The sequence below is a fragment of the Streptomyces sp. NPDC045778 genome, from assembly GCF_056431945.1.
Genome location: NZ_JBWKJZ010000014.1, coordinates 134,892 through 154,783, shown reverse-complemented (window position 1 = coordinate 154,783; position 19,892 = coordinate 134,892). Strand labels below are relative to the sequence as shown.

Annotated in this window: 14 protein-coding genes; 6 read left to right on the top strand and 8 right to left on the bottom strand. The window is 74.6% G+C overall.

What is annotated here, in order from left to right; all coding sequences use genetic code 11:
- Nucleotides 1–21: 21 nt before the first annotated feature.
- Nucleotides 22–432, bottom strand: coding sequence for a VOC family protein (locus tag AC07GB_RS19950; protein WP_478847166.1), 411 nt, complete (start codon nucleotides 430–432; stop codon nucleotides 22–24).
- Between the two features lie 298 nt (nucleotides 433–730).
- On the opposite strand from AC07GB_RS19950, the gene AC07GB_RS19945 reads away from it, so the two are divergent.
- Nucleotides 731–2,320: an alkaline phosphatase D family protein gene (locus AC07GB_RS19945; RefSeq protein ID WP_478847164.1), complete on the top strand. Its 1,590-nt coding sequence runs from the start codon at nucleotides 731–733 to the stop codon at nucleotides 2,318–2,320.
- Nucleotides 2,321–2,714: 394 nt separating this feature from the next.
- Nucleotides 2,715–4,118, top strand: coding sequence for an N-acetyltransferase family protein (locus AC07GB_RS19940; RefSeq protein ID WP_478847162.1), 1,404 nt, complete (start codon nucleotides 2,715–2,717; stop codon nucleotides 4,116–4,118).
- Between the two features lie 73 nt (nucleotides 4,119–4,191).
- Here the strand turns inward: AC07GB_RS19940 and AC07GB_RS19935 are convergent, their stop codons facing one another.
- On the bottom strand, nucleotides 4,192–5,061 hold the full coding sequence (locus tag AC07GB_RS19935) for an NAD(P)-dependent oxidoreductase (RefSeq protein ID WP_478847160.1): 870 nt from the start codon (nucleotides 5,059–5,061) through the stop codon (nucleotides 4,192–4,194).
- A 224-nt stretch (nucleotides 5,062–5,285) separates the two neighbouring features.
- Nucleotides 5,286–5,870, bottom strand: a complete 585-nt coding sequence (locus tag AC07GB_RS19930) for a TetR/AcrR family transcriptional regulator (protein ID WP_478847158.1) — start codon at nucleotides 5,868–5,870, stop codon at nucleotides 5,286–5,288.
- A 134-nt stretch (nucleotides 5,871–6,004) separates the two neighbouring features.
- Between AC07GB_RS19930 and AC07GB_RS19925 the strand changes: the two genes are divergently transcribed.
- Nucleotides 6,005–7,717, top strand: coding sequence for a DUF885 domain-containing protein (locus tag AC07GB_RS19925; protein ID WP_478847157.1), 1,713 nt, complete (start codon nucleotides 6,005–6,007; stop codon nucleotides 7,715–7,717).
- 37 nt (nucleotides 7,718–7,754) lie between these two features.
- On the opposite strand, the gene AC07GB_RS19920 is transcribed toward AC07GB_RS19925, so the two are convergent.
- Nucleotides 7,755–8,249 carry a rhodanese-like domain-containing protein gene (locus tag AC07GB_RS19920; protein WP_478847155.1) on the bottom strand — a complete coding sequence of 165 codons (495 nt, stop codon included), beginning with the start codon at nucleotides 8,247–8,249 and terminating at the stop codon, nucleotides 7,755–7,757.
- Nucleotides 8,250–8,343: 94 nt separating this feature from the next.
- On the opposite strand from AC07GB_RS19920, the gene AC07GB_RS19915 reads away from it, so the two are divergent.
- Nucleotides 8,344–8,790: an Lrp/AsnC family transcriptional regulator gene (locus tag AC07GB_RS19915; RefSeq protein ID WP_478847153.1), complete on the top strand. Its 447-nt coding sequence runs from the start codon at nucleotides 8,344–8,346 to the stop codon at nucleotides 8,788–8,790.
- 35 nt (nucleotides 8,791–8,825) lie between these two features.
- Here the strand turns inward: AC07GB_RS19915 and AC07GB_RS19910 are convergent, their stop codons facing one another.
- From AC07GB_RS19910 to AC07GB_RS19900, 3 genes are all read right to left on the bottom strand, one after another.
- A complete protein-coding gene (locus tag AC07GB_RS19910) occupies nucleotides 8,826–11,858 on the bottom strand; it encodes an AAA family ATPase (RefSeq protein ID WP_478847151.1) in 3,033 nt (1,010 codons plus the stop codon).
- The gene (locus AC07GB_RS19905) at nucleotides 11,855–13,021 is read right to left on the bottom strand and encodes an exonuclease SbcCD subunit D (RefSeq protein ID WP_478847149.1); all 1,167 of its coding nucleotides are present in this window, start codon (nucleotides 13,019–13,021) and stop codon (nucleotides 11,855–11,857) included. The genes AC07GB_RS19910 and AC07GB_RS19905 overlap by 4 nt, the downstream gene beginning before the upstream one ends.
- A 173-nt stretch (nucleotides 13,022–13,194) precedes the next feature.
- A complete protein-coding gene (locus AC07GB_RS19900) occupies nucleotides 13,195–13,821 on the bottom strand; it encodes a YigZ family protein (protein ID WP_478847147.1) in 627 nt (208 codons plus the stop codon).
- Nucleotides 13,822–14,253: 432 nt separating this feature from the next.
- Between AC07GB_RS19900 and AC07GB_RS19895 the strand changes: the two genes are divergently transcribed.
- Entirely contained in the window at nucleotides 14,254–17,586 is a 3,333-nt protein-coding gene (locus AC07GB_RS19895) for an AfsR/SARP family transcriptional regulator (protein ID WP_478847145.1), read from the top strand.
- 301 nt (nucleotides 17,587–17,887) lie between these two features.
- Nucleotides 17,888–18,040, top strand: a complete 153-nt coding sequence (locus tag AC07GB_RS19890) for a hypothetical protein (protein WP_478847143.1) — start codon at nucleotides 17,888–17,890, stop codon at nucleotides 18,038–18,040.
- Here AC07GB_RS19890 and AC07GB_RS19885 read toward each other — a convergent pair.
- A complete protein-coding gene (locus AC07GB_RS19885; protein WP_478847141.1) occupies nucleotides 18,002–19,861 on the bottom strand; it encodes an AfsR/SARP family transcriptional regulator in 1,860 nt (619 codons plus the stop codon). The genes AC07GB_RS19890 and AC07GB_RS19885 overlap by 39 nt on opposite strands.
- Between the last annotated feature and the right edge of the window lie 31 nt (nucleotides 19,862–19,892).

Here is a 19,892-nt window from a genome sequence, read left to right as displayed (position 1 = left end):
GCGCGGGAGGGCGGCCGGGCCTCAGGAGTTGGACCACGCGCGCGTGGAGAGCACCAAGCGGTAGCCGTCGGGGTCCTCGACGGTGACGCCCCACTCGTTCCAGTACGGGTTGGGCGACACGACGCGCCGGCCGCCGTGGGCTTCGAGGCGCGCGACCAGGTCGTCCGGAACCTCGCCGTCCACGTAGATGACGAGGAGGTCCTCCTCGGTGGGCCGCGACTCCAGCGCGGCCGCCGCGTCGTGGACCAGCTCCAGGTGCCAGGGGGCGTCCGGCCAGCCGACCATGAGCAGCGCGTGCTCGCCGGGGCCGCCGCTCCCGTCCTTGCGGTAGACGACGTCCAGGCCGAGCCCTGCGACCCAGAACCGCTCCGCCGCGGCGAGGTCACGGGAGGGGCGGGCGATGCGGATGTGGCTCGAACCGTTGACGGGCACGGGGTACTCCTTGCGTCCTGCTGGGGTGCGGCCCGCCCTGTCGCGCGCCGTCCGGGCCACTGTAGAAAGCAGTGGATCTTGTCAGCATCGGGCGTCGGTCCCGGTGCGCGGGGCCCGCGGCGTACGACCTTTGGACTAGGCCCTTCCCCGCGGACAGGCGTCAGGCGCGGAGGTGTCCGCGCGGCGGTTCCCCTGGAGTCATGGCCAGTTGTTCACTTGGGGTTCGCGTGCGGGCCGTGACACGAAAGTAAACGTGACTCCGCACACCGATCGACCCGCCGTTCCTGGAGGCGCCTTCATGTCACACCGTCCGTCGAGCCCCTCGCCGCGTCGCCGCAGCGTGCTGCGCGGCTCGCTCGCCGCGTCCGCCGCGCTGGCCGTGCCCGCCGTGCCCGTGCTCGGGGGCGCCGCCCCGGCCTTCGCCCGCTCGGGGCGGCCCAGCGCCCTGTGGGGCGTGCAGGCCGGTGACGTGGGCGCGCACTCGGGTCTGGTGTGGGTCCGCTCCGACCGGCCCGCCCGCATGATCGTGGAGACCTCCGCCACCGAGTCGTTCCACAGACCCAAGCGCTGGTACGGGCCGTTGCTCGGCCCCCGCACCGACTTCACGGGGACGACGCGGCTGCGCGAGCTGCCCTCCGGCGAACAGATCCATTACCGCGTGCTCCTGGCCGACCCGGACGACCCCAGGCGCACGAGCAGGCCGGTCACGGGCACCTTCCGCACGGTCTCGCGCTCGCGCAAGGACGGCGTGCGCTTCCTGTGGTCGGGCGACATCGCGGGCCAGGGCTGGGGCATCAACCCGGACCTCGGCGGCTGGCAGGTCTACGAGGAGATGCGCCGGCGCGACCCGGACTTCTTCCTGTGCAGCGGCGACAACATCTACGCCGACGGCCCCATCCAGGCGAGCGTCACACTGCCCGACGGACGGGTGTGGCGGAACGTCACCACGGAGGAGAAGTCCAAGGTCGCCGAGACGCTCGCGGAGTTCCGCGGCAACTTCCGCTACAACCTGCTCGACGAGCACGTGCGCCGCTTCAACGCCCAGGTGCCCTCCGTCGTGCAGTGGGACGACCACGAGGTGCGCAACAACTGGTACCCGGGGCAGATCCTCGACGACCCGCGCTACACGGAGAAGAACGTCGACGTCCTCGCGGGGCGCTCGCTGCGGGCGTTCGGCGAGTACTACCCGATCTCGACCCAGCGCCCCGGCGACAAGGACGGGCGGGTGTACCGGGTGCTGCGGCACGGCCCGCTCCTGGACGTGTTCGTGCTCGACATGCGTACGTACCGCAACGCGAACTCGCCGAACCGCCAACCCGACGACGCCACCGGGATCCTCGGGGCCGAGCAGCTCGCCTGGCTCAAGCGGGAGTTGTCGCGCTCGCGCGCGGTGTGGAAGGTGATCGCCTCCGACATGCCGCTCGGCCTGGTCGTCGCGGACGGCCGGACGAACTTCGAGGCCGTCGCGCAGGGCGACCCGGGCGCCCCGCTCGGCCGTGAGCTACAGATCGCCGAGCTGCTGCGGCACATCAAGCACCGCCGGATCACCGGCACGGTGTGGCTGACCGCCGACGTGCACTACACATCGGCGCAGCACTACGACCCCTCGCGCGCCGCTTTCAAGGACTTCGCGCCGTTCTGGGAGTTCGTGTCGGGCCCCTTGGCGGCGGGCGGTTTCCCCGCCGTGAAGCTCGACGGAACCTTCGGTCCGGACCAGACGTTCGTCAAAGCGCCGGACCGGCCCAACACGTCGCCCGCGGAGACACCGCCGTACTACGGAGAGGTGGACATCGACGGCGGCAGCGGCGAGTTGACGGTGCGGCTGCGGCAGCAGGGCGGAGGCGTGCTCTTCACCAAGGTGCTGCGCCCGGGGCGCGTGGGCCAGTGAGCCTCCGGCGGGCGCGTCCGCCGGTGAGCGCTCGCGGGTGCTTCCGTTGGCGCGTACCGATGGGTGCTTCCGCCGGTGAAGTGCTGGACGACACGTCCATCGGTGCGCCACGGTGGACGCGGTGCCGCTGACGGCCCGCGGTCGGTGACGACGCGCGGGCCCGCGGCGGCCACAGGGCCGGGCGGGCCGCGAGGCCCGTGCCGGTCGCAAGGGTCGGACCGACCGAGAGGTCAGTGACGATCAATGGGCCGGTGACGGCCGACGGGGGAGATCGATGGACCAGCACGGTGAACCAAAAGGAATGAAACCGACAGAACCGCACTTAACCCATCAGTCACAAAACGTTCGTGATCACGCAACACCCTTGGGCAACAGTGGCCGTATGAGTGCTGACATGCCTGATGTGACACGGAGGAAGGACGGCCGGCCGGTGCACCACTGGCGCCGGGACGTCGTCGAGCTGGCCGCGCTCTTCACGGCCGTGGCCGTCGCGGACGCGGTGGCCAATCTCGTGGGCCACGGCCCCGACGGGCCCGAGCTGCTGCTCGTCTCGGCCGTCGTCCTGGCCGCCACGGCCGGGTTCCACACCTGGTGGGCGCGGCGCCACGCCCCTAGCCACGCACCGCCCGGCACGGGCGATTCCGATACCGGCGCCCGGCCCTCCGCCCCGGAGGACCGGGCCACCGCCGCGTCCGGCCCGGCGTCGCCGTCGGACGAGTCGGTCCTGTGGCGCATGCGGACGACCGTGCGCGACGAGCCGGGTTCGCTCGCCGCGCTGTGCACGGCGCTCGCGCACGAGCGGGTCGACATCCTCAGCCTCCAGACGCATCCGCTGGCCGAGGGCACGGTCGACGAGTTCCTGCTGCGCGCGCCCGCCGCGCTCCCCGCGGCGGGCCTGACCCGAGCGGTCGCCGTGGCGGGCGGATCGAGCACCTGGGTCGAGCGGGCGGACGCGCACGACCTGGTGGACGCGCCCACGCGCATCCTCGGCCTCGCCACGCGCACGGCGCTGGACGCCGCGGAACTGCCGCTCGCGCTGCGCCAGTTGCTGGGCCGCTGCACGATCCGCTCGCTGCCCGCCCAGTGGGGCCACGGCGCCGACGGGGAGGTGCCCGCCGAGGGCGCCTGGGAGGGCACCGTGCTGCGCCTGCGGGCTCCCGAGGGCGTGGTGATCACGGTCGAGCGCCCGTACCTGCCGTTCACGCCCACGGAGTTCGCCCGCGCGCGGGCCCTGGTGGAGCTGGACACCAGGCTGGGCCCGCGCGTGCCGCGCGGCGAGGACGTCCTGACCCTCGCCGAGGGCAACGACATCACGGTCAGCCGCGCCGACACCGCCGACCTGGAGGCCGCGAAGGCCATGCACGGGCGCTGCTCCCCGCGCACCCTGGGCATGCGCTACCACGGCCCGGTGGGGGACGCCGACCGCTATCTCAACCACCTGCTGAGCCCGCGCTTCGGCCGCACCCTGGCCGCGCGCACGGCCTCCGGCCGCGTCGTCGGCCTCGGCCACCTGCTGTGGGACGGCGACGAGACGGAGATCGCGCTGCTCGTCGAGGACGACTGGCAGCGCCGCGGCGTCGGCCGTGAACTGCTCGCCCGGCTCGTCACGATGGCCGTCGAAGCGGGCTGCGACAACGTGTACGCGGTGACGCAGTCGTCCAACACCGGCATGGTCGCGGCGATGCGCGGCCTCGCCCTGCCCCTCGACTTCCAGATCGAGGAGGGCACGCTGGTCATCACCGCCCGCCTGGACGCGACACCGGTGCGCTCGCACCTTCCGTACGACAGCCGCCAGTAGGCCCGCCCCGACCGGCGGTCTCGCCGGAGCCCGGCCGGTTCCGGGCTCCGGCGAGGGAGCGGGCCACCGCGTCCTAGGCCGCGGTGTCCGGGGCGAGGTGCGAGGCGGCCATGTCCTTGTCGCCGTGGCCCGCCTCGGCCACCCGCTCGAAGCGCCGCAGCCCGGCCGCCGTCACGTCGACCGGTACGCCGGCGGACCGCGCGGCCTCGACCACCAGGCGCGCGTCCTTCGCCGCGTTGGCCACCGTGAAGCTGGGCGTGTGCTCACCCGCGAGCATGGCGGCCGCCTTGGCCCGGAAGAACGGGCTGTCCAGGGGCCCGCCCGCGATCACGTCCACGACGAGCGCGGGGTCCACACCGAGCCCCTCGGCGAGGGCCAGGCTCTCGGCCGCGCCATGGGTGAGCGCGAACACGAAGCCGTTCAGGGCGAGTTTGAGGCGGCTTGCGGCACCGGGCTCCTCGGACACCCACACCGTACGGCTGCCGATGGCGTCGAAGACCGGCTCCACCCGGTCCCGCCCGGCCCGCGGCCCTGAGGCCAGGACGACGAGCTGCCCCTTCTCCGCGGGCTGCTTCGTGCCCTGCACCGGGGCGTCGTACAGGACGAGTCCATGGCGCTCGGCGAGGTCCGCCAGGTCCTGTGCCGCGGCCAGGCCCACGGTGCTGAGCTGGACCCACGCCGTTCCCGGGGCGAGGCCCGGCGCCGCCGCCTCCATCACCTCGCGCACGGCGGGCCCGTCCTTGAGCACGGTCACCACGACGTCGGCGCCCGCCACGGCCCCCGCGGGGTCGGCGTGCGCCTCCACTCCGTCGAGCGCGGCCAGTTCGGCGGTCTTGGCGGGCGTGCGGTTCCACACGCTCACCGCGAACGTCCCGCGCAGGTTGCGCGCCACGGGGGCGCCGATGATGCCGGTGCCGAGCACGGCGACCTTCTTCTGGGGCATGGGGGTTCCTTCCGGTGAACTCTTGACCGATCGTTCTGTTATTTGGGTGTGCGAAAGCCCGTGGGGTCATGCGGGCAGGCTCGCGGGATCGTACGGACGGATTCGCGGGATCGCGCGGACAGGCCCTTGGGATCGCGTGGACAGCAAGGGGCCGTGTACGGGGGGGGCAGGGCGCAGGAGGGCGGAGGCGGCAACGGCGGGCGTGCGTGCCGCCGTTGGCCCGTTCAGTCCAGGAGCGCCAGGGCCTGCTCCGCCGCGTCGCTCACCCGCTCCCGCCCTCCGGAGACCTTTCCGACCACGCGGATTCCCTGGAGCAGGACGAGCAGCATCCGCGCGAGGGCGCGCGGGTCGCGGTCCTCCGGGATCTCTCCCTGCGCCCGCGCGCGGGTGAGCGCGGAGCGCAACAGCGTCTCCAGACCTTCCCAGTTCCGCTCGACCCTGCGGTCCGCCGCCTCGTCGTGCGGGGCCAGCTCCGCCGCCGTGTTGGTGATGAAACAGCCGGTGCGCCGGCAGTCGTCCGCCGAGGCCTCGGCGGCGAAGCGGCGCACGAGGATCCGCACGCCCGGCAGCGCGGGCCCGGGGCGCGACAGTTCGTCGAGCAGCTCGGGCTCCCGCGTCTCCGCGTACCGGTCGAGGGCCTTCAGATACAGCTCGCGCTTATTGCCGAAGGTCGCGTAGATGCTGGCGCGGCCGATGCCCAGGTGCGCGACGAGATCCGCCATCGACGTCGCCTCGTACCCCCTGCTCCAGAACAGGTCGAGGGCCGACCGGAGCGCCACGTCGGGGTCGAATTCCTTGGTCCTGGCCATGAGGAAGACGCTAGCCGCAACTGGAACGGTCAGTCAAACAACTGTGAGGTGCGGCGGTCCGCCGCGGCGGGGGCGCTCGTGCCGTCCCGGATACGCGCGTGACGCGCGCCCCGGTCCCGTATCAGGATGTCCGCATGTCAGACACGAAGATCGCAAGCACCGCGACGGGCACTGGTCCGCTGCCCCGCGAGGTCGCCGACGCCTACGTCGACGACCTCGTCGCCCTCGACCCCCTCACCGGTACCTACCTCGGCGTCAAGGAGAGCCACAGCAAGTTGCCCGACCTCTCCCCCGCGGGCCACGCGGCCCGGGCCGAGCTGCTGCGCGCCACCCTCGCGCGGCTCGACGCGGCCGAGGCGCGCCCCGGGGCCGACGCCGCGATCGAGCGGCGCTGCGGGCGGCTGCTGCGGGAACGCCTCACGGCGGAGCTGGCCGTGCTGGAGGCCGACGAGCCGCTGCGCGCCGTGGGCAACCTGGGCACCCCGCCGCACGAGGTGCGGGAGATCTTCACAGTGACCCCGGCGGACACCGCCGAGGACTGGGCGGCGATCGCCGAGCGGCTGCGCGCCGTGCCCGCCGCATACGAGGGCTACCGCGCCTCGCTCGCGCTCGGTCTCGAACGGGGCCTGCCGGGCGCGCCGCGGCCGACGGCGACGTTCGTCGAGCAGCTCACCGAGTGGGCGGGTCCGCAGGGCGGGCGCGGCTGGTTCGAGGACTTCGCCGCCGACGGTCCCGCGGCCCTGCGGGGTGAGCTGGACGCGGCGGCGAAGGCGGCGACGGGTGCGGTTGTGGCGCTGCGCGACTGGATGCGGGACGTGTACGCGCCCGCGATCGCCGGCGCCCCCGACACGGTGGGCCGTGAGCGGTACGCCCTCATGTCCCGCTTCTTCAACGGCACGGACCTGGACCTGGACGAGGCGTACGCCTACGGCTGGGCGGAGTACCACCGGCTGCTCGGCGAGATGCGGGCCGAGGCCGAGAAGATCCTGCCCGGCGCGGCCACGCCGTGGGCGGCGCTCGCGCACCTGGACGAGCACGGCACGCACATCGAGGGCGTGGACGAGGTCAGGGAGTGGCTCCAGGCCCTGATGGACGAGGCCGTCGAGGCGTTGGACGGCACCCACTTCGAACTGGCCGAGCGAGTGCGGAAGGTGGAGTCCCGCATCGCCCCGCCCGGTGGTGCCGCGGCCCCGTACTACACCCCTCCGTCGGAGGATTTCTCCCGGCCCGGGCGGACCTGGCTGCCGACGATGGGCCAGACGCGCTTCCCCGTGTACGACCTGGTGTCGACCTGGTACCACGAGGGCGTGCCGGGCCATCACCTCCAGCTCGCGCAGTGGGCGCACGTCGCCGCCGACCTGTCCCGCTACCAGGCGTCCGTCGGCTCCGTCAGCGCCAACGCGGAGGGCTGGGCGCTGTACGCCGAGCGCCTCATGGACGAGCTGGGCTTCCTCACCGACCCGGAGCGGCGGCTCGGCTATCTGGACGCGCAGATGATGCGCGCCCTGCGCGTGATCGTCGACATCGGCATGCACCTGGGCCTCGAGATCCCGGCGGACTCCGACTTCCACCCGGGTGAGCGGTGGACCCCGGACCTGGCGCAGGAGTTCTACGACGCGCGCTGCAGCCGCCCCTCGGACTTCGTGGAGAGCGAGATGACGCGCTATCTGACGATCCCGGGCCAGGCCATCGGCTACAAGCTCGGCGAGCGCGCCTGGCTGCTGGGCCGCGAGAACGCGCGGCGGCGCCACGGGGACGCCTTCGACGCGAAGGCGTGGCACATGGCGGCGCTCTCGCAGGGCTCGCTGGGGCTCGACGACTTGGTGGACGAGTTGTCGGCGCTCTGAGCCGCGGCTCGCGGCCCCCGCGCCGGGGGCCGCGGGCTCAGCAGCCGCAGTCCCCGTCGACGGGGGCCGTGAGCGGGTCGGCCTCGCGCCGGTCCTGCCCCTCCCAGGTCTCGTACGGGAAACCCTCGCGGGCCCAGTACTCGAAGCCGCCGAGCATCTCCTTGACCTGGAAGCCGAGTTCGGCGAGGGCGAGGGCGGCGCGGGTCGCGCCGTTGCAGCCGGGGCCCCAGCAGTAGGTGACCACGGGCACCGACTTGTCGAGCAGGGCCTCGGCCTGCGCCGGGATGAGCGCGGTGGGCAGGTGCACGGCGCCGGGGACGTGGCCCTGGTCCCAGGACTCGGTGGAGCGGGAGTCGAGGACGACGAAGCCGGGGTCGCCGTCGGCGGCGAGCGCGGCGGCGACGTCCGACACGTCGGCGTGGAAGGCCAGGCCGGCGCCGAAGTAGGCGGCGGCCGCGGCGGGAGAGGCCGGGGGGACGCGCAGGACGGGGTTCGGGGCGGTGGCGGCGCTCACGGCGTTGATCGTGTTCATGGCCAAAAATCTACGGGCCGCGCGGGCGGCGCTGAACCCTCGATTCCCGGCGTACCCCTTGATCAGCCGGGGTTTTCCCTGTTTCCTCTCGGGCATGACCGGTTATTCCACGGACGCCACCGACTGGCGCATCCTCGACGTCCTCCAGCGCGAAGGGCGGGCCAGCTACGCGGAACTCGCGCGGGCCGTGTCGATGTCCCCGAGCGCCGTCACCGAGCGGGTGCGCCGCCTGGAGGAAGCGGGAGTGATCCAGGGGTACGCGGCCGTGGTCGACCCGGAGCGGCTCGGCCTGCCGATCCTCGCGTTCGTGCGGCTGCGCTACCCGAACGGCAACTACAAGCCGTTCCACGACCTGGTCGGGGCGACGCCGGAGATCCTGGAGGCGCACCACGTCACCGGGGACGACTGCTTCGTCATCAAGGTCGCCGCGCGCTCCATGCGGCACCTGGAGGAGGTCTCCGGGAAGATAGGCGCGCTCGGCGCCGTGACGACGAGCATCGTCTACTCCTCCCCTCTGCCGAGGCGTCCGCTGGGGCGCTGACTCCGCTCGCCGCTGACCCCGCCCGGCCGCCGGTCTCACCCGGCGCCGCGCTGCCGCACCGCCGATCCCTCGCGCCCCTTCACGACCTCCAGCTGCGCGTGCACCCGGCGGCGCAGGTCCGCGACGTGGCTGACGATGCCCACGCTGCGGTCCCGCTCGCGCAGGGAGTCCAGGACGTCGAGGACCTCGTCCAGGGTCTGGTCGTCCAGGGTGCCGAAGCCCTCGTCGATGAAGAGCGTGTCCAGGCGGACGCCGCCCGCCTCGTCCGTGACGACGTCCGCGAGGCCGAGGGCGAGGGCGAGGGACGCGAAGAACGTCTCGCCGCCGGAGAGCGTCGCCGTGTCCCGCTCGCGGCCCGTCCAGGCGTCGACGACGTGCAGGCCGAGTCCGGAGCGGCCGCGGCCGGCGCGGTCGGCGGAGTGGACGAGGGTGTAGCGCCCGGAGGACATGCGCAGCAGCCGGGTGGTGGCCGCGGCGGCGACCTGCTCCAGGCGGGCGGCGAGGACGTACGACTCCAGGCGCATCTTGCGTTCGTTGTCCGCCGACGTGCCCGCGGCGAGCGTGGCCAGGCGGGTCACGCGGTCGTACTCCATGCGCAGCGGCGCGAGCCGGCGGGCCGCCGCGGCCGAGCGGGCGGAGAGCCGGTCGAGGTCGGCGCCGCGCCGGGCGGCGGCGTCGCAGCCGGACGCGGCGGCGCGCGCCCGCCGGTCCGCGGCCTCGGCGGCGGCTTCCGCGGCGGCCAGGGGCGCGGCCGGGCACCGGGCGGCGGCGGCCGCGTCCGGCTCGGCGAGCAGCGCGCGGACCGCCGCCTCTTCCTGCTGCCAGGCGTCGACGCGGTGCTGGAGCTCCCGGTACCGGGCGTCGTCGAGGAGCGCGGCGGCCGCGGCCGCCGGGGTGTCGAAGCCGGCCCGGAAGGCGGCGTCGGCGAGGCGGGCGTCGGCGTCCTTCAGGCGCTGCGCGGTGTCGTCGGCGGCGCGCGCGGCGTCGGCGGCCTCGGTGAGCAGGGCGGTCCGGCGCTCCAGCTCGGCGGCGCGCTCCGCGACGCTCGCGCAGCCCCCGCGCGCGTGGGCCAGCTCCTCCGCCAGGCCCGCCTGCTCGCGGTCCAGCGCGTCGCGCAGCGCGGCGCGGGAGTCGACGCGGCGGGCGGCCTCCTGCTGGGCCGTGACCCTGCGGTCGTGCTCGCGCTCGGCCCGGGCGAGGGCCTCGCGGGCGGCGTGCAGGCCGGAGGCGCGGTCGCGGGCGGTCTCGTACGCCTGCCGCAGCTCGGCGACGGACGCGGCGAGTTCGGCCACGGGCGTGTCCGAGGCGGCGGCGGTGGCCGCGGCCAGCTCGGCGCGGACGTCGGCGTGCTCGCGCTCGCCGCGCTGGGCGGTCTCCTCGGCGCGCCGGTGGTCGGCGAGGGCGGCCTCCTCAGCGGCGCGGTCGACGTGCCCCTCGGCCTTGCGGGCGGGTGCGGGGTGCTCGGTGGCGCCGCACACCGCGCACGGCGCGCCGTCGGTGAGGCGCGCCGCCAGTTCGGCGGCGATGCCCGTGAGGCGCCGCTCCTTGAGGGTGAGCCAGTGCTCGTGGGCACGGGCGGCGCGCTCGCGGGCGGTGACGGCGCGCTCCCGGGCCGTGGCGGCCTCCTCGGTGAGCCGGTCGCGGCGCCGGGCGGCGTCAAGACGCTCCTGGGCGGGCCCCAGTTGCCCCGCCAGGTGCTCGGTGCGGGTCGCGGCCTCCTGGGCGGCTTCGATGTCCTGCTGGAGGCGGGCGCGGGTGCCGTCCCAGCCGGCGAGCCAGGCCTCGGCCTCCTGGAGGAGGTCCTCGTCGGCCCGCTCCTGGCGGTCGAGTCCCGCGCGCTGCGCGGACAGCTCGCCCAGGCGGTGCTCGGCGCGGCGGGCCGACGCGAGTCCGCCCAGCTCTTCGCTGGCCTTGCGGGCGGCGCCCGCGAGGCCGGCCGCGCTCTCGTCGGCGTACGCCGCGGGGAGCCTTCCGCGCGCGTGTGCCTCGGCGGCGGTGGCGCGCCGGTGGTCGGTCTCGGTGTCCGCGCGCAGCGCGAGGGCGGGGGCGACGGCTTCCGCCTTGCGGGCCTGCTCCATGCGGGTGAGCACGCGGCGGTGGTCCCCCGCGTGCTCCTCCAGGCGGGCCGCGCGCTCCTGGGCGTCGGCGAACCTCTGCTGCAACCGCGCCCGTTCGCGTACGTCGTCGAGGTCGGCGGCCGCCGCGGCGCGGGCGGACTCGGCGTGGGCGAGGGCGCAGCGCGCGATGGTGTACCGCTCGCGGGCGCCGGAGCGGGCCACGGCGGCCCAGGCGAGGACGGCCTCGGCGAGCCCGGGGTCGCCGGGCTCGACGTCCGGGAGCGGCAGCTCGGCCCCGGCGTCGCCGGGTGCCGCGCCCGCCGCCTGCTGCATGCGGTGGGCGTCCGCGAGGAGGTCGGCGTCGGCCTCGCGGACGCGGGCCTCGGCGGCGCGGCGCCGCTCGGCGAGCCGCTGCTCGACCGCGGCGAACCTGCGGGTGTCGAAGAGCCGCCCGAGGAGCTTGCCGCGGGCCTCGGCGTCCGCCCGCAGGAAGCGCGCGAAGTCGCCCTGCGGCAACAGCACGACCTGGCAGAACTGCTCCTTGCTCATGCCGAGGAGCTGGGTGATCTCCTCACCGATCTCCTGGTGGGAGCGGCTGAGGTCCTTCCAGCTCCCGGCGGCCCCGGTGTCAGCGCCGGGGACGCGCTCGCGCAGCCAGCTCTGTGCCTTGTCCGTCGTGGTGCCCGTGCCGCGCTTCTTCGGGCGCTCCCACGGGGGCTGCCGGGTGATCTCCAGGCGGCGCCCCGCCACGGTCAGTTCGAGGCACACCTGCGTGCGGGTGTCCGGGCGCGCGTGGTCGCTGCGCAGGGTGACGCCCTGGCCGCCGCCCTGGCGGGGGCCCGGCACCGAGCCGTAAAGGGCGTAGCACACGGCGTCCAGGACGGAGGTCTTGCCCGCGCCCGTGGGGCCGTGGAGCAGGAAGAGCCCGGCGGCGGACAGCTCGTCGAAGTCGATGTCCTGGGTGGTGCCGAAGGGGCCGAAGGCGGTGATCCGCAGCCGGTGGAGCCTCATCCGGCGACCTCACGCAGCATGTCGTCGGCGCGGACGGCGTCGAACGCGTCCCGCAGTACGGCCCGCTCCCGGTCGTCGGGCCCCGCGCCGCGCACATGGGTCACGAAGTCCTCCGCGATCTGCTGGTCGGTGCGGTCCTTGAGCCGCCTGGCGTACGACACTCCGGACTCCTCGGGCGCGCGGGCCGGGTCGAAGACGAGGCTGAGGGTGTGCGGGAAGCGCTCGCAGAGCCGGGCCATCGGTTCGTCCGGGCGCACGGGGTCGGTGAGGGTCGCCTCGATCCAGGCGTCCTCGTGCCGGGCGAGGGCCGGGTCGGCGAGGAGGTCGTCGAGGTCGCCTCTGATGCGGGCGAGCGGCCGGGGCACCGGGCAGTCGACGCGCTCGGCGGCCGTCAGCTCGCCTGCCGGGCCCAGCTCGACGAGCCACATGCTCTTGCGGTGGCCGGCCTCGGAGAAGGAGTACGCCAGCGGGGATCCGCTGTAGCGCACGCGCTCGGTGAGGGTCTGGCTGCCGTGCAGATGGCCGAGGGCCACATAGTCGACGCCTTCGAAGACGGCGGACGGCACGGAGGCGACGCCGCCGACGGTGATGTCCCGCTCGCTGTCGCTGATCTCGCCGCCGGTCACGAAGGCGTGCGCGAGGACGACGGAGCGGGTGCCGTCGGGCCGGGCGGCCAGGTCGGCCCGCACCCGGTCCATGGCGGCGCCGAGCACCGCCTCGTGTCCGGCGCGCTCGACGCCGAACTCGGCCTTGACCAGCGCCGGTTCGAGATACGGCAGGCCGTAGAACGCGACGTCCCCGTGGGCGTCGGCGAGCACCACGGGCTCGCCGCAGCCGGCCGGGTCGGTGCGCAGGTGGATGCCCGCGCGGTCGATGAGTCCGGCGCCGACGCCGAGGCGCCGGGCCGAGTCGTGGTTCCCGGAGATCATGATCGTGGGCACGCCGAGGCCGGCGAGGCGGTGCAGCGCGTCGTCGAACAGCTCGACGGCGGCGAGCGGGGGCACCGCCCGGTCGTACACGTCCCCCGACACGACGACGGCGTCCACCTCGCGCTCGCGGACGGTGGCGACGAGATGGCCGACGAACGCGGCCTGCGCGTCGAGCATGCTCACCCGGTGCAGGGCCCGGCCGAGATGCCAGTCGGAAGTGTGCAGCAGCCTCATGGCCCCCGAGACTAACGGCCGGGTCCGACATCACAGGCGCCCCGGTGGGCGCAGCGCCCCGAAGGGGCGCGACTGCGCGCCCGGCCACGAGGCGGCAACAGACGGCAGACGGCAGACGGCAGACGGCAGACGGCACACGGCAGACGGCCCGAGGATCCGCGGGGCCCGGCCGGTCAGGCGTCCCCGTACGCCTCTCCGCCGAGCGCGAAGCCCGCACTGCCCGACGTGGCGTCCGCCAGCCACGCGCGGAACTGCTCGACGTCGGCCTCCGGGAGGCCGATCTCGATGCTCACCGCTTCGCCGTAGCGCACGTCGCGGACCTCTCGGCCCGCCGCGCGCAGGTCGTTCTGCACCTTGCCCGCGCGCTGGTGGTCGACGGTGACGGTGGCGAGCCGGAAGCGGCGTCGGGTGCGGGTGCCGAGCGCGTCCAGGGCCTCGCCGACCGCACCGCCGTAGGCCCTGATGAGCCCGCCCGCGCCGAGCTTGACCCCGCCGTAGTAGCGGGTGACGACGGCCACGACGTACCGCATGTCGCGGCGCAGCAGCATCTGGAGCATGGGCACGCCCGCCGTGCCGCCCGGCTCGCCGTCGTCGCTCGCCTTCTGCACGGAGGCGTCGGCCCCGATGACGTACGCGAAGCAGTTGTGCGTGGCGGTGGCGTGTTCCTTGCGGACGCGGGCGATGAAGTCCTGGGCCTCCCGTTCGGTGGCCGCGGGCGCGAGCGCGCACAGGAAGCGCGAGCGGTTGATCTCGGTCTCGTGCACGCCCTCACGGGCCACGGTGCGGTACTCGTCCTGCATCCGCCCAGCGTATGCCCCCTCCTCAGCGGCCCCGCCGGGCGCCCTGCGGGCATGGCGGGCCGGTGCGCCTGCTTGCCGCTCTCGGACGGCCCTCGGTACTTTCTCGGCGTTCGCGGGCCCGGCGCGATTAGCCGTCGTCCGCACTCGGGCCACCGCAGTTCTTACTCACAGGTACCGCGACGACATTACCCTGCAGTATTTATAGGATTCATCCATCGAGAATCCGGAAGCCTGTCGGCAGGAACCGCGACAGTTACCGCCGCGTCTATTGATGGGCATTCGGAACCACGGTTCACCTCACGGTGAAAAATCGATGAGCGGTACGGAATTGCGGACTCCATTTATGGTTCCCGTGCATGATTCCTCCGCACTGATGCGTAAGGTGTAACACTCAAGTGCTCTGGTCAGGGACACCAGGGCTCCGGAGGAGATATGGGGCACCGATTCAGATTCAAGATTCTCGGCCCGCTCTCCGTCATGTCCGGCTCCGGCCAGGTGCACGTGGGAGGCCCACGGCACCGCACCATCCTGGCGTCCTTGCTGCTCAACGCCGACCGGATCGTGTCCGTCGACGCGCTCGTCGACACCGTGTGGGACGGTCGCCCGCCGGCCACCGCGCGCACCCAGGTGTCCATTTGCATCGCGGCACTGCGCAAAGCGTTCAAGGCTGCTGGATTCACGGACCAGGTCATCGTGACGGCGCACCCGGGTTATCTGTTGCGTATCGGCGAGCACGAGGTGGACGCCACCGAGTTCCACCAGCTCGTGGCCGCGGCCGAGGAAGCCGTCAGGACTGACCGATTAACGGACGCCGCCACCGCGTACACCCGGGCCCTCGACCTTTGGGAAGGCCCGGCATTGACGGGTGTGACGGGCCGCGCCGTCGAGGACGAGGCCCGGCGCCTGGACGAGCTGAAGCTCAGCGTGTACGAGGACGCCACCGAAGCCCAGCTGCGCCTCGGCCGGCACCACCGGGTCATTCCCGAGCTGGCCGCCACCGTCCGCGCCCATCCGCTGCGCGAGCGCGCCCTGCACCTGCTGATCACCGCCCAGTACCGCTCGGGCCACCGCGCCGAGGCGATGGAGAGCTACCGGCTGGGGCACAAGCGCTTCATCGACGAGCTGGGGCTCGAACCCGGCCCCGCGCTCAAGGAGCTGCACCGCTTCATCCTCCAGGACGACCGCGGGCGCGGGCCCGGCACGCGGGACGGCGCGGGCCCCGACAGGCCCGCCGCCGCGCCCCTCCCGCACGACCCGCCCTTCGAGCTGCCCACGGACGCCCCCGGGTTCACCGGCCGAGCCCGCGAACTGGACCAGCTCGGCGTGCTCCTCGACCGCGGCGACGACGTGCGCGGGCCGACGGCCGGGCTGATCAGCGGCCTCGCGGGCGTGGGCAAGACCTGCCTCGCGGTGCGGTGGGCGCGCGCCGTCGCCGACCGGTTCCCCGACGGCGTGCTCTTCGCCGATCTGCACGGCTACGACGAGCGCCACGAGCCGACGGCCGCCGCCGAGGTCCTCGGCGCTTTCCTGCGCTCCCTCGGCTTCGCGGGCGTACAGATCCCGCAGGCGCCCGAGGAGCGGGAGGCGATGTATCGCAGCGCCCTCGCCGACCGGCGCGTCCTCGTGGTCCTCGACAACGCCCGTACGTACGCGCAGATCCAGCCGCTGCTGCCGAGCAGCGAGGGGTGCAGCGCCCTCGTCACCAGCCGGGACCAGCTCGCCGAGTTCGTCGCCTGGCCGCCGCGGGCGCGTGTGCACCTCAACCGGCTCGCCCCGGCCGAGGCGGTGGAGCTGGTGGACCGCGTCGTCGGCTCGCAGCGCGTCACCGCGGAGCCCGCCGCCGTGGCCCGGCTCGTGGAGCTGTGCGACCTGCTGCCCCTGGCGCTGCGGATCGCCGCAGCGCGGCTCGCCGCCAAGCCGCACTGGACCGTGACCCACCTGGTCTCCCGGCTCAGCGACGAGGAGCGGCGCCTGGACGAGCTGAGCCAGGGCGCCTCCCGCATCCGGGCGAGCTTCGGGATCAGCTACCGCTGTCTGTCCGCCGACGCCGCCCGGCTCTACCGCGGCCTCGGCCTCCTCGACGTCCACGACTTCGCGCCCTGGGTGGCGGCGGCGCTGCTCGACACGGACCAGTTCACCGCGGAGCGGCTCATCGAGCAGCTCGTCGACGCCCAGTTCCTCACCGCTCTGGGGCCGGACGCGGCCGGGCAGCCCCGCTACCACTCCCCCAGCCTGCTGCGCATCTTCGCGCGCGAGCGGGCCCACGGGGAGGACGCCAAGGAGCAGGGGCGCGCCGCCGTCGTCCGGGTCCTCCAGGCGGCGCTCGGCCTGGCCGAGCAGGCCCACCGGCGGCTCTACGGCGGCGACTTCAGCATCATCCACAGCGCGGCGCCGCGCTGTACGCCGCCCGACACTCTGGCGGCCGAGCTGCTCGCCAGACCGCTGGAGTGGCTGGAGGCCGAGCGGCTCTCCCTGGTACGCCTCGTCGGGCAGGCCGCGGGGGCCGGCCTCGACGAGCTGGCCTGGGACCTCACCATGTGCACGGTCGTCCTCTTCGAGACCCGCAACTACGTCGACGACTGGCGCCAGTGCGCCCAGCAGGCCCTCGCCGCCGCCCGCGAGGCGGGCAACATCCGCGGTCAGGGAGCCATGCTGTACACCCTGGGCGCCCTGGAGATGCGCCTTCGCCGGTTCGCGGGCGCCGACGCGGGCTTCACGGCCGCCCTCGCGCTGCACGAGCTGGCGGGCGAGGAGCACGGGCGCGCCCTCGTCCTGCGCAGCATGGCCATGATCGACCAGATGCGGGGCGCGACGGACTCCGCGACGGACCGCAGCATGGCGGCGCTTGAGGTGTTCCGCGCGGTGGGCGACCTGTCGTCGCAGGCCCATGTGCTCAACAACATGGCGCAGATCGAACTCGACCGCGGCCATCTGGCGCAGGCGCGCAAGCTCAGCCTCCAGTCGGTGCGGATCTCGTCGGGCATCAGCCCGGGGGGCGCCCGCAGCACGGCCCAGGGCACGCACCGGCTGGCCCGTGTCTATCTCGCCGAAGGCCGCTACGACCTGGCCGAGAGCGCTCTCCTGCGCATGATCCGCATCACCCGGGCCAGTGCCGACCTGCTCGGTCTCGCCCACGGTCTGCTGGGCCTCGGCGAGGCCAGGCTCGGCCGCGGCGACTGGGAGCAGGCCCGCGCCACGCTCCTGCACGCCCTGGACATCGTGGCCACGGTGCACAGCCCGCTCGTCCTGGGGAAGATCAAGCTGGCCCTCGGGGAGGCCTGCGGCATGGGCGGTCAGGGCGAGCGGGCCCGGGAGTATCTGAGGGCCGCCCGTGACTGTTTCTCCCGCGTGGGCGTGGAGGACTGGGTCAAGCGCGCCGACGAGGCCCTGGCCGCGCTGCGCACGGCGGAGCCGCCGCGGGACGAGGAGGGTACGGCCCGCGAGGGCGAGGCAGGGCAGCGCCTCGTGGTGCCCCGGGCGCGGGGGCCCTGGGACCGCGCGGTCACGGAGCACGTGGCGTGGAGCCCCGCGGCGGCGGCGCGGGCCCGGACCGGGCACACGCCCACGGGGCACGGCGACCGCGAGGAGGACGGCGCGGAACCGGGCCCTGAGCGCGGCGGCCCGCGCCGGGGGCGCCCCGACCAGCAGGCCGCGGACCGCGAAGTCCCCCGGCCCACCGCCCTCGGCGTGGTGCCCGGGGCGGTGGGCCACGGGCCCGGCGGCGGCCCGCCGCGCGAGGGGCCGCGCGAGCACCGCGATGGCTGAGGCGGAGCGCGCCGCGATGGCCGGAGCAGACCGCGCCGCGGTGGCTGAGCTGGGCCGATATCGCGGTGCGTGGGCGGCGGAAGGCGGATCGATAGGGGACCGAAGGGCCCGCCGCCTACTGTCGGCGACGCGGGGCCCGTCGCCTCACCGCCGCGGCCCCGCGCCACCGCCGCCGTGGTCCTCCCCGGCACGCCGTACGTCTTTGAGGCGCTCCACGGGGCCCGCGCGGCCGCGTCAGCGTTCGCGCTCCGGCGTACTCGTCTCGTTCTCAGCCGCTCTCGTCGTTCGTGGAAGGAATGCGATGCACAGCAGGCGCACCACACCGGGCGGGGACACCGCCCCCCTCACGGGCCTCGTCGTCGCCGGGCCCCGCAAGCCCGGCGACGACGAGGACTGGCACGCGGTCCCGCACCGGTCAGGTCCGAGCGGGCTCCGCCCGCGCAGGACCCAGTGACTGGCTGAACAGCAGCACCAGTTCGTGGAAGCGGTACAGCGGCCGCCCAAGGCGGTCCACCCCGCAGATGTCCAGGAGGGCGGCGTCCACCAGGCGCTCCAGGCGCCGCTCGGCCGTCGACTCCGGCTCGGCGAGGCAGCGGGCGGCGGTCTCCGCCCGGAACGGCTCCGTGCCGAGGGACGCCAGGCACATCAGCGTACGGCCGGTATGTCTGGGCAGCTGCCGCAGCGAGGTGAGCAGGGACCCGCGCACGTCCAGTCCGCCGTACGACATCTCGCGTAGCCGGGTCGACGGCTCCGCGAGGCGGTTCGCCAGCCAGGCCGCGGGCCAGCGGGGCCGCGCGGCGAGGCGGGTGCCGACCACGCGCAGCGCCAGCGGCAGGCCGCCGCAGCGGGCGAGCAGTGCCTGGGTCGCCGCCGGGTCGGCGAGGAGCTGGGCGCGGCCCGCCACGCTGACGAGCAGGTCGAGGGCGTCGCCGTCGTCCAGCGGTGCGAGGACCGTGGTGCGGGCTTGGGTGACCCGTGCGAGGCGGGCCCTGCTGGTGATCAGGACGGTCGCCTCCGGTGAGCCCGGCACCAGGGGCTCCAGCTGGCCGCTGTCGACCGCGCCGTCGAGGACGACGAGCAGCCGCTTGCCCGCGGTGCGGATGCGGTAGAGGCGGATCAGCTCGTCCAGGCAGGCGCGTTCGCCGTGGAGGCCGTCCGCGCCGCCCACGCCGCCCGTGCTGTCCGTGCCGTCCGTGAGGCCGGGCACCCCGCCGAGCGCCCTGAGCAGCATGGTGAGGACGTCGCGCACGCTCCGGGGCGTGCCGTCGGCCGTGGTCAGCTCGGCGAAGAGCTGGCCGTCGGGGTAGTGCCGGGCGGCGGCGTGCGCGGCCCGGACCGCGAGCGCCGTCTTGCCGACGCCCGCCATGCCGGTGACGAGCAGGCCGCGCGGGCCGCCGCCGTCCGGGTCGGGCGTCAACTGCTTCCGCATGGCGGCCAGTTCGCTCTCGCGGCCGATGAGTTCCTCGACGTCCGCGGGCAGCATCGAGGGCCGGGGCGCGTCGTCGTAGGCGTCGGCGGCCGGGGCCCCGCCTCCGGCGCCGGAGCCGAGCTTGCCGACGAGGACCGCGTGGTAGGTCGAGCCGAGGGTCTCCCCCGGGTCGATGCCCAGCTGGTCCGCGAGGACGTCGCGGCCCTCGTGGTAGCTGCGCAGCGCCTCGGCCTGCCGCCCGCACCGGTACAGGGCGGTCATCAGCTGTGCGCGCAGCTTCTCCCGCAGCGGGAACTCCGCGACCAGGCCGGTGAGTTCCGCGGTCAGCCGCTCGTGTCTGCCGAGTGCGAGGTCGGCCTCGATGCGCCGCTCCAGGGCGTGCATCCTGGCTTCCTCCAGGCGCGGCAGCTCGGCCTCGGCGAGATGGTCGGTCACGCCGGAGACGCCGGTGCCGCGCCACAGGCCGAGGGCCTGGCCGAGCAGGGCGGACGCCTCGCGGTTGCGGCCCGCGGCCAGTTCGGCGCGGCCCCGCTCGGCGAGCCGCTCGAACTCGATGAGGTCGACCGTGCTGCGGGGCGCCCGCAGCGCGTACCCCGGCGGGCGCCGCTCGATGGCGACCTCGTCACCGAGCAGCTTCCGCAGCCGCGACATGTACGTGTAGATCTGTGCGCCGGACGTCGCCGGCGGCTCCCACCCCCATAGGAGCGTGCTCATCCGCGCGTCGGACACCACGCGGCCGCGCGCGAGCAGCAGGGCCGCGAGCACCGTCGGTACTTTGGATCCGGTCAGGGCGATTCTCTCAGCGCCCCGCATTGCTTCCACCGGGCCGAGGACTCGAAAGTCCATCTCGGCTCCCCCCGTCTTCAGGCGAACACTT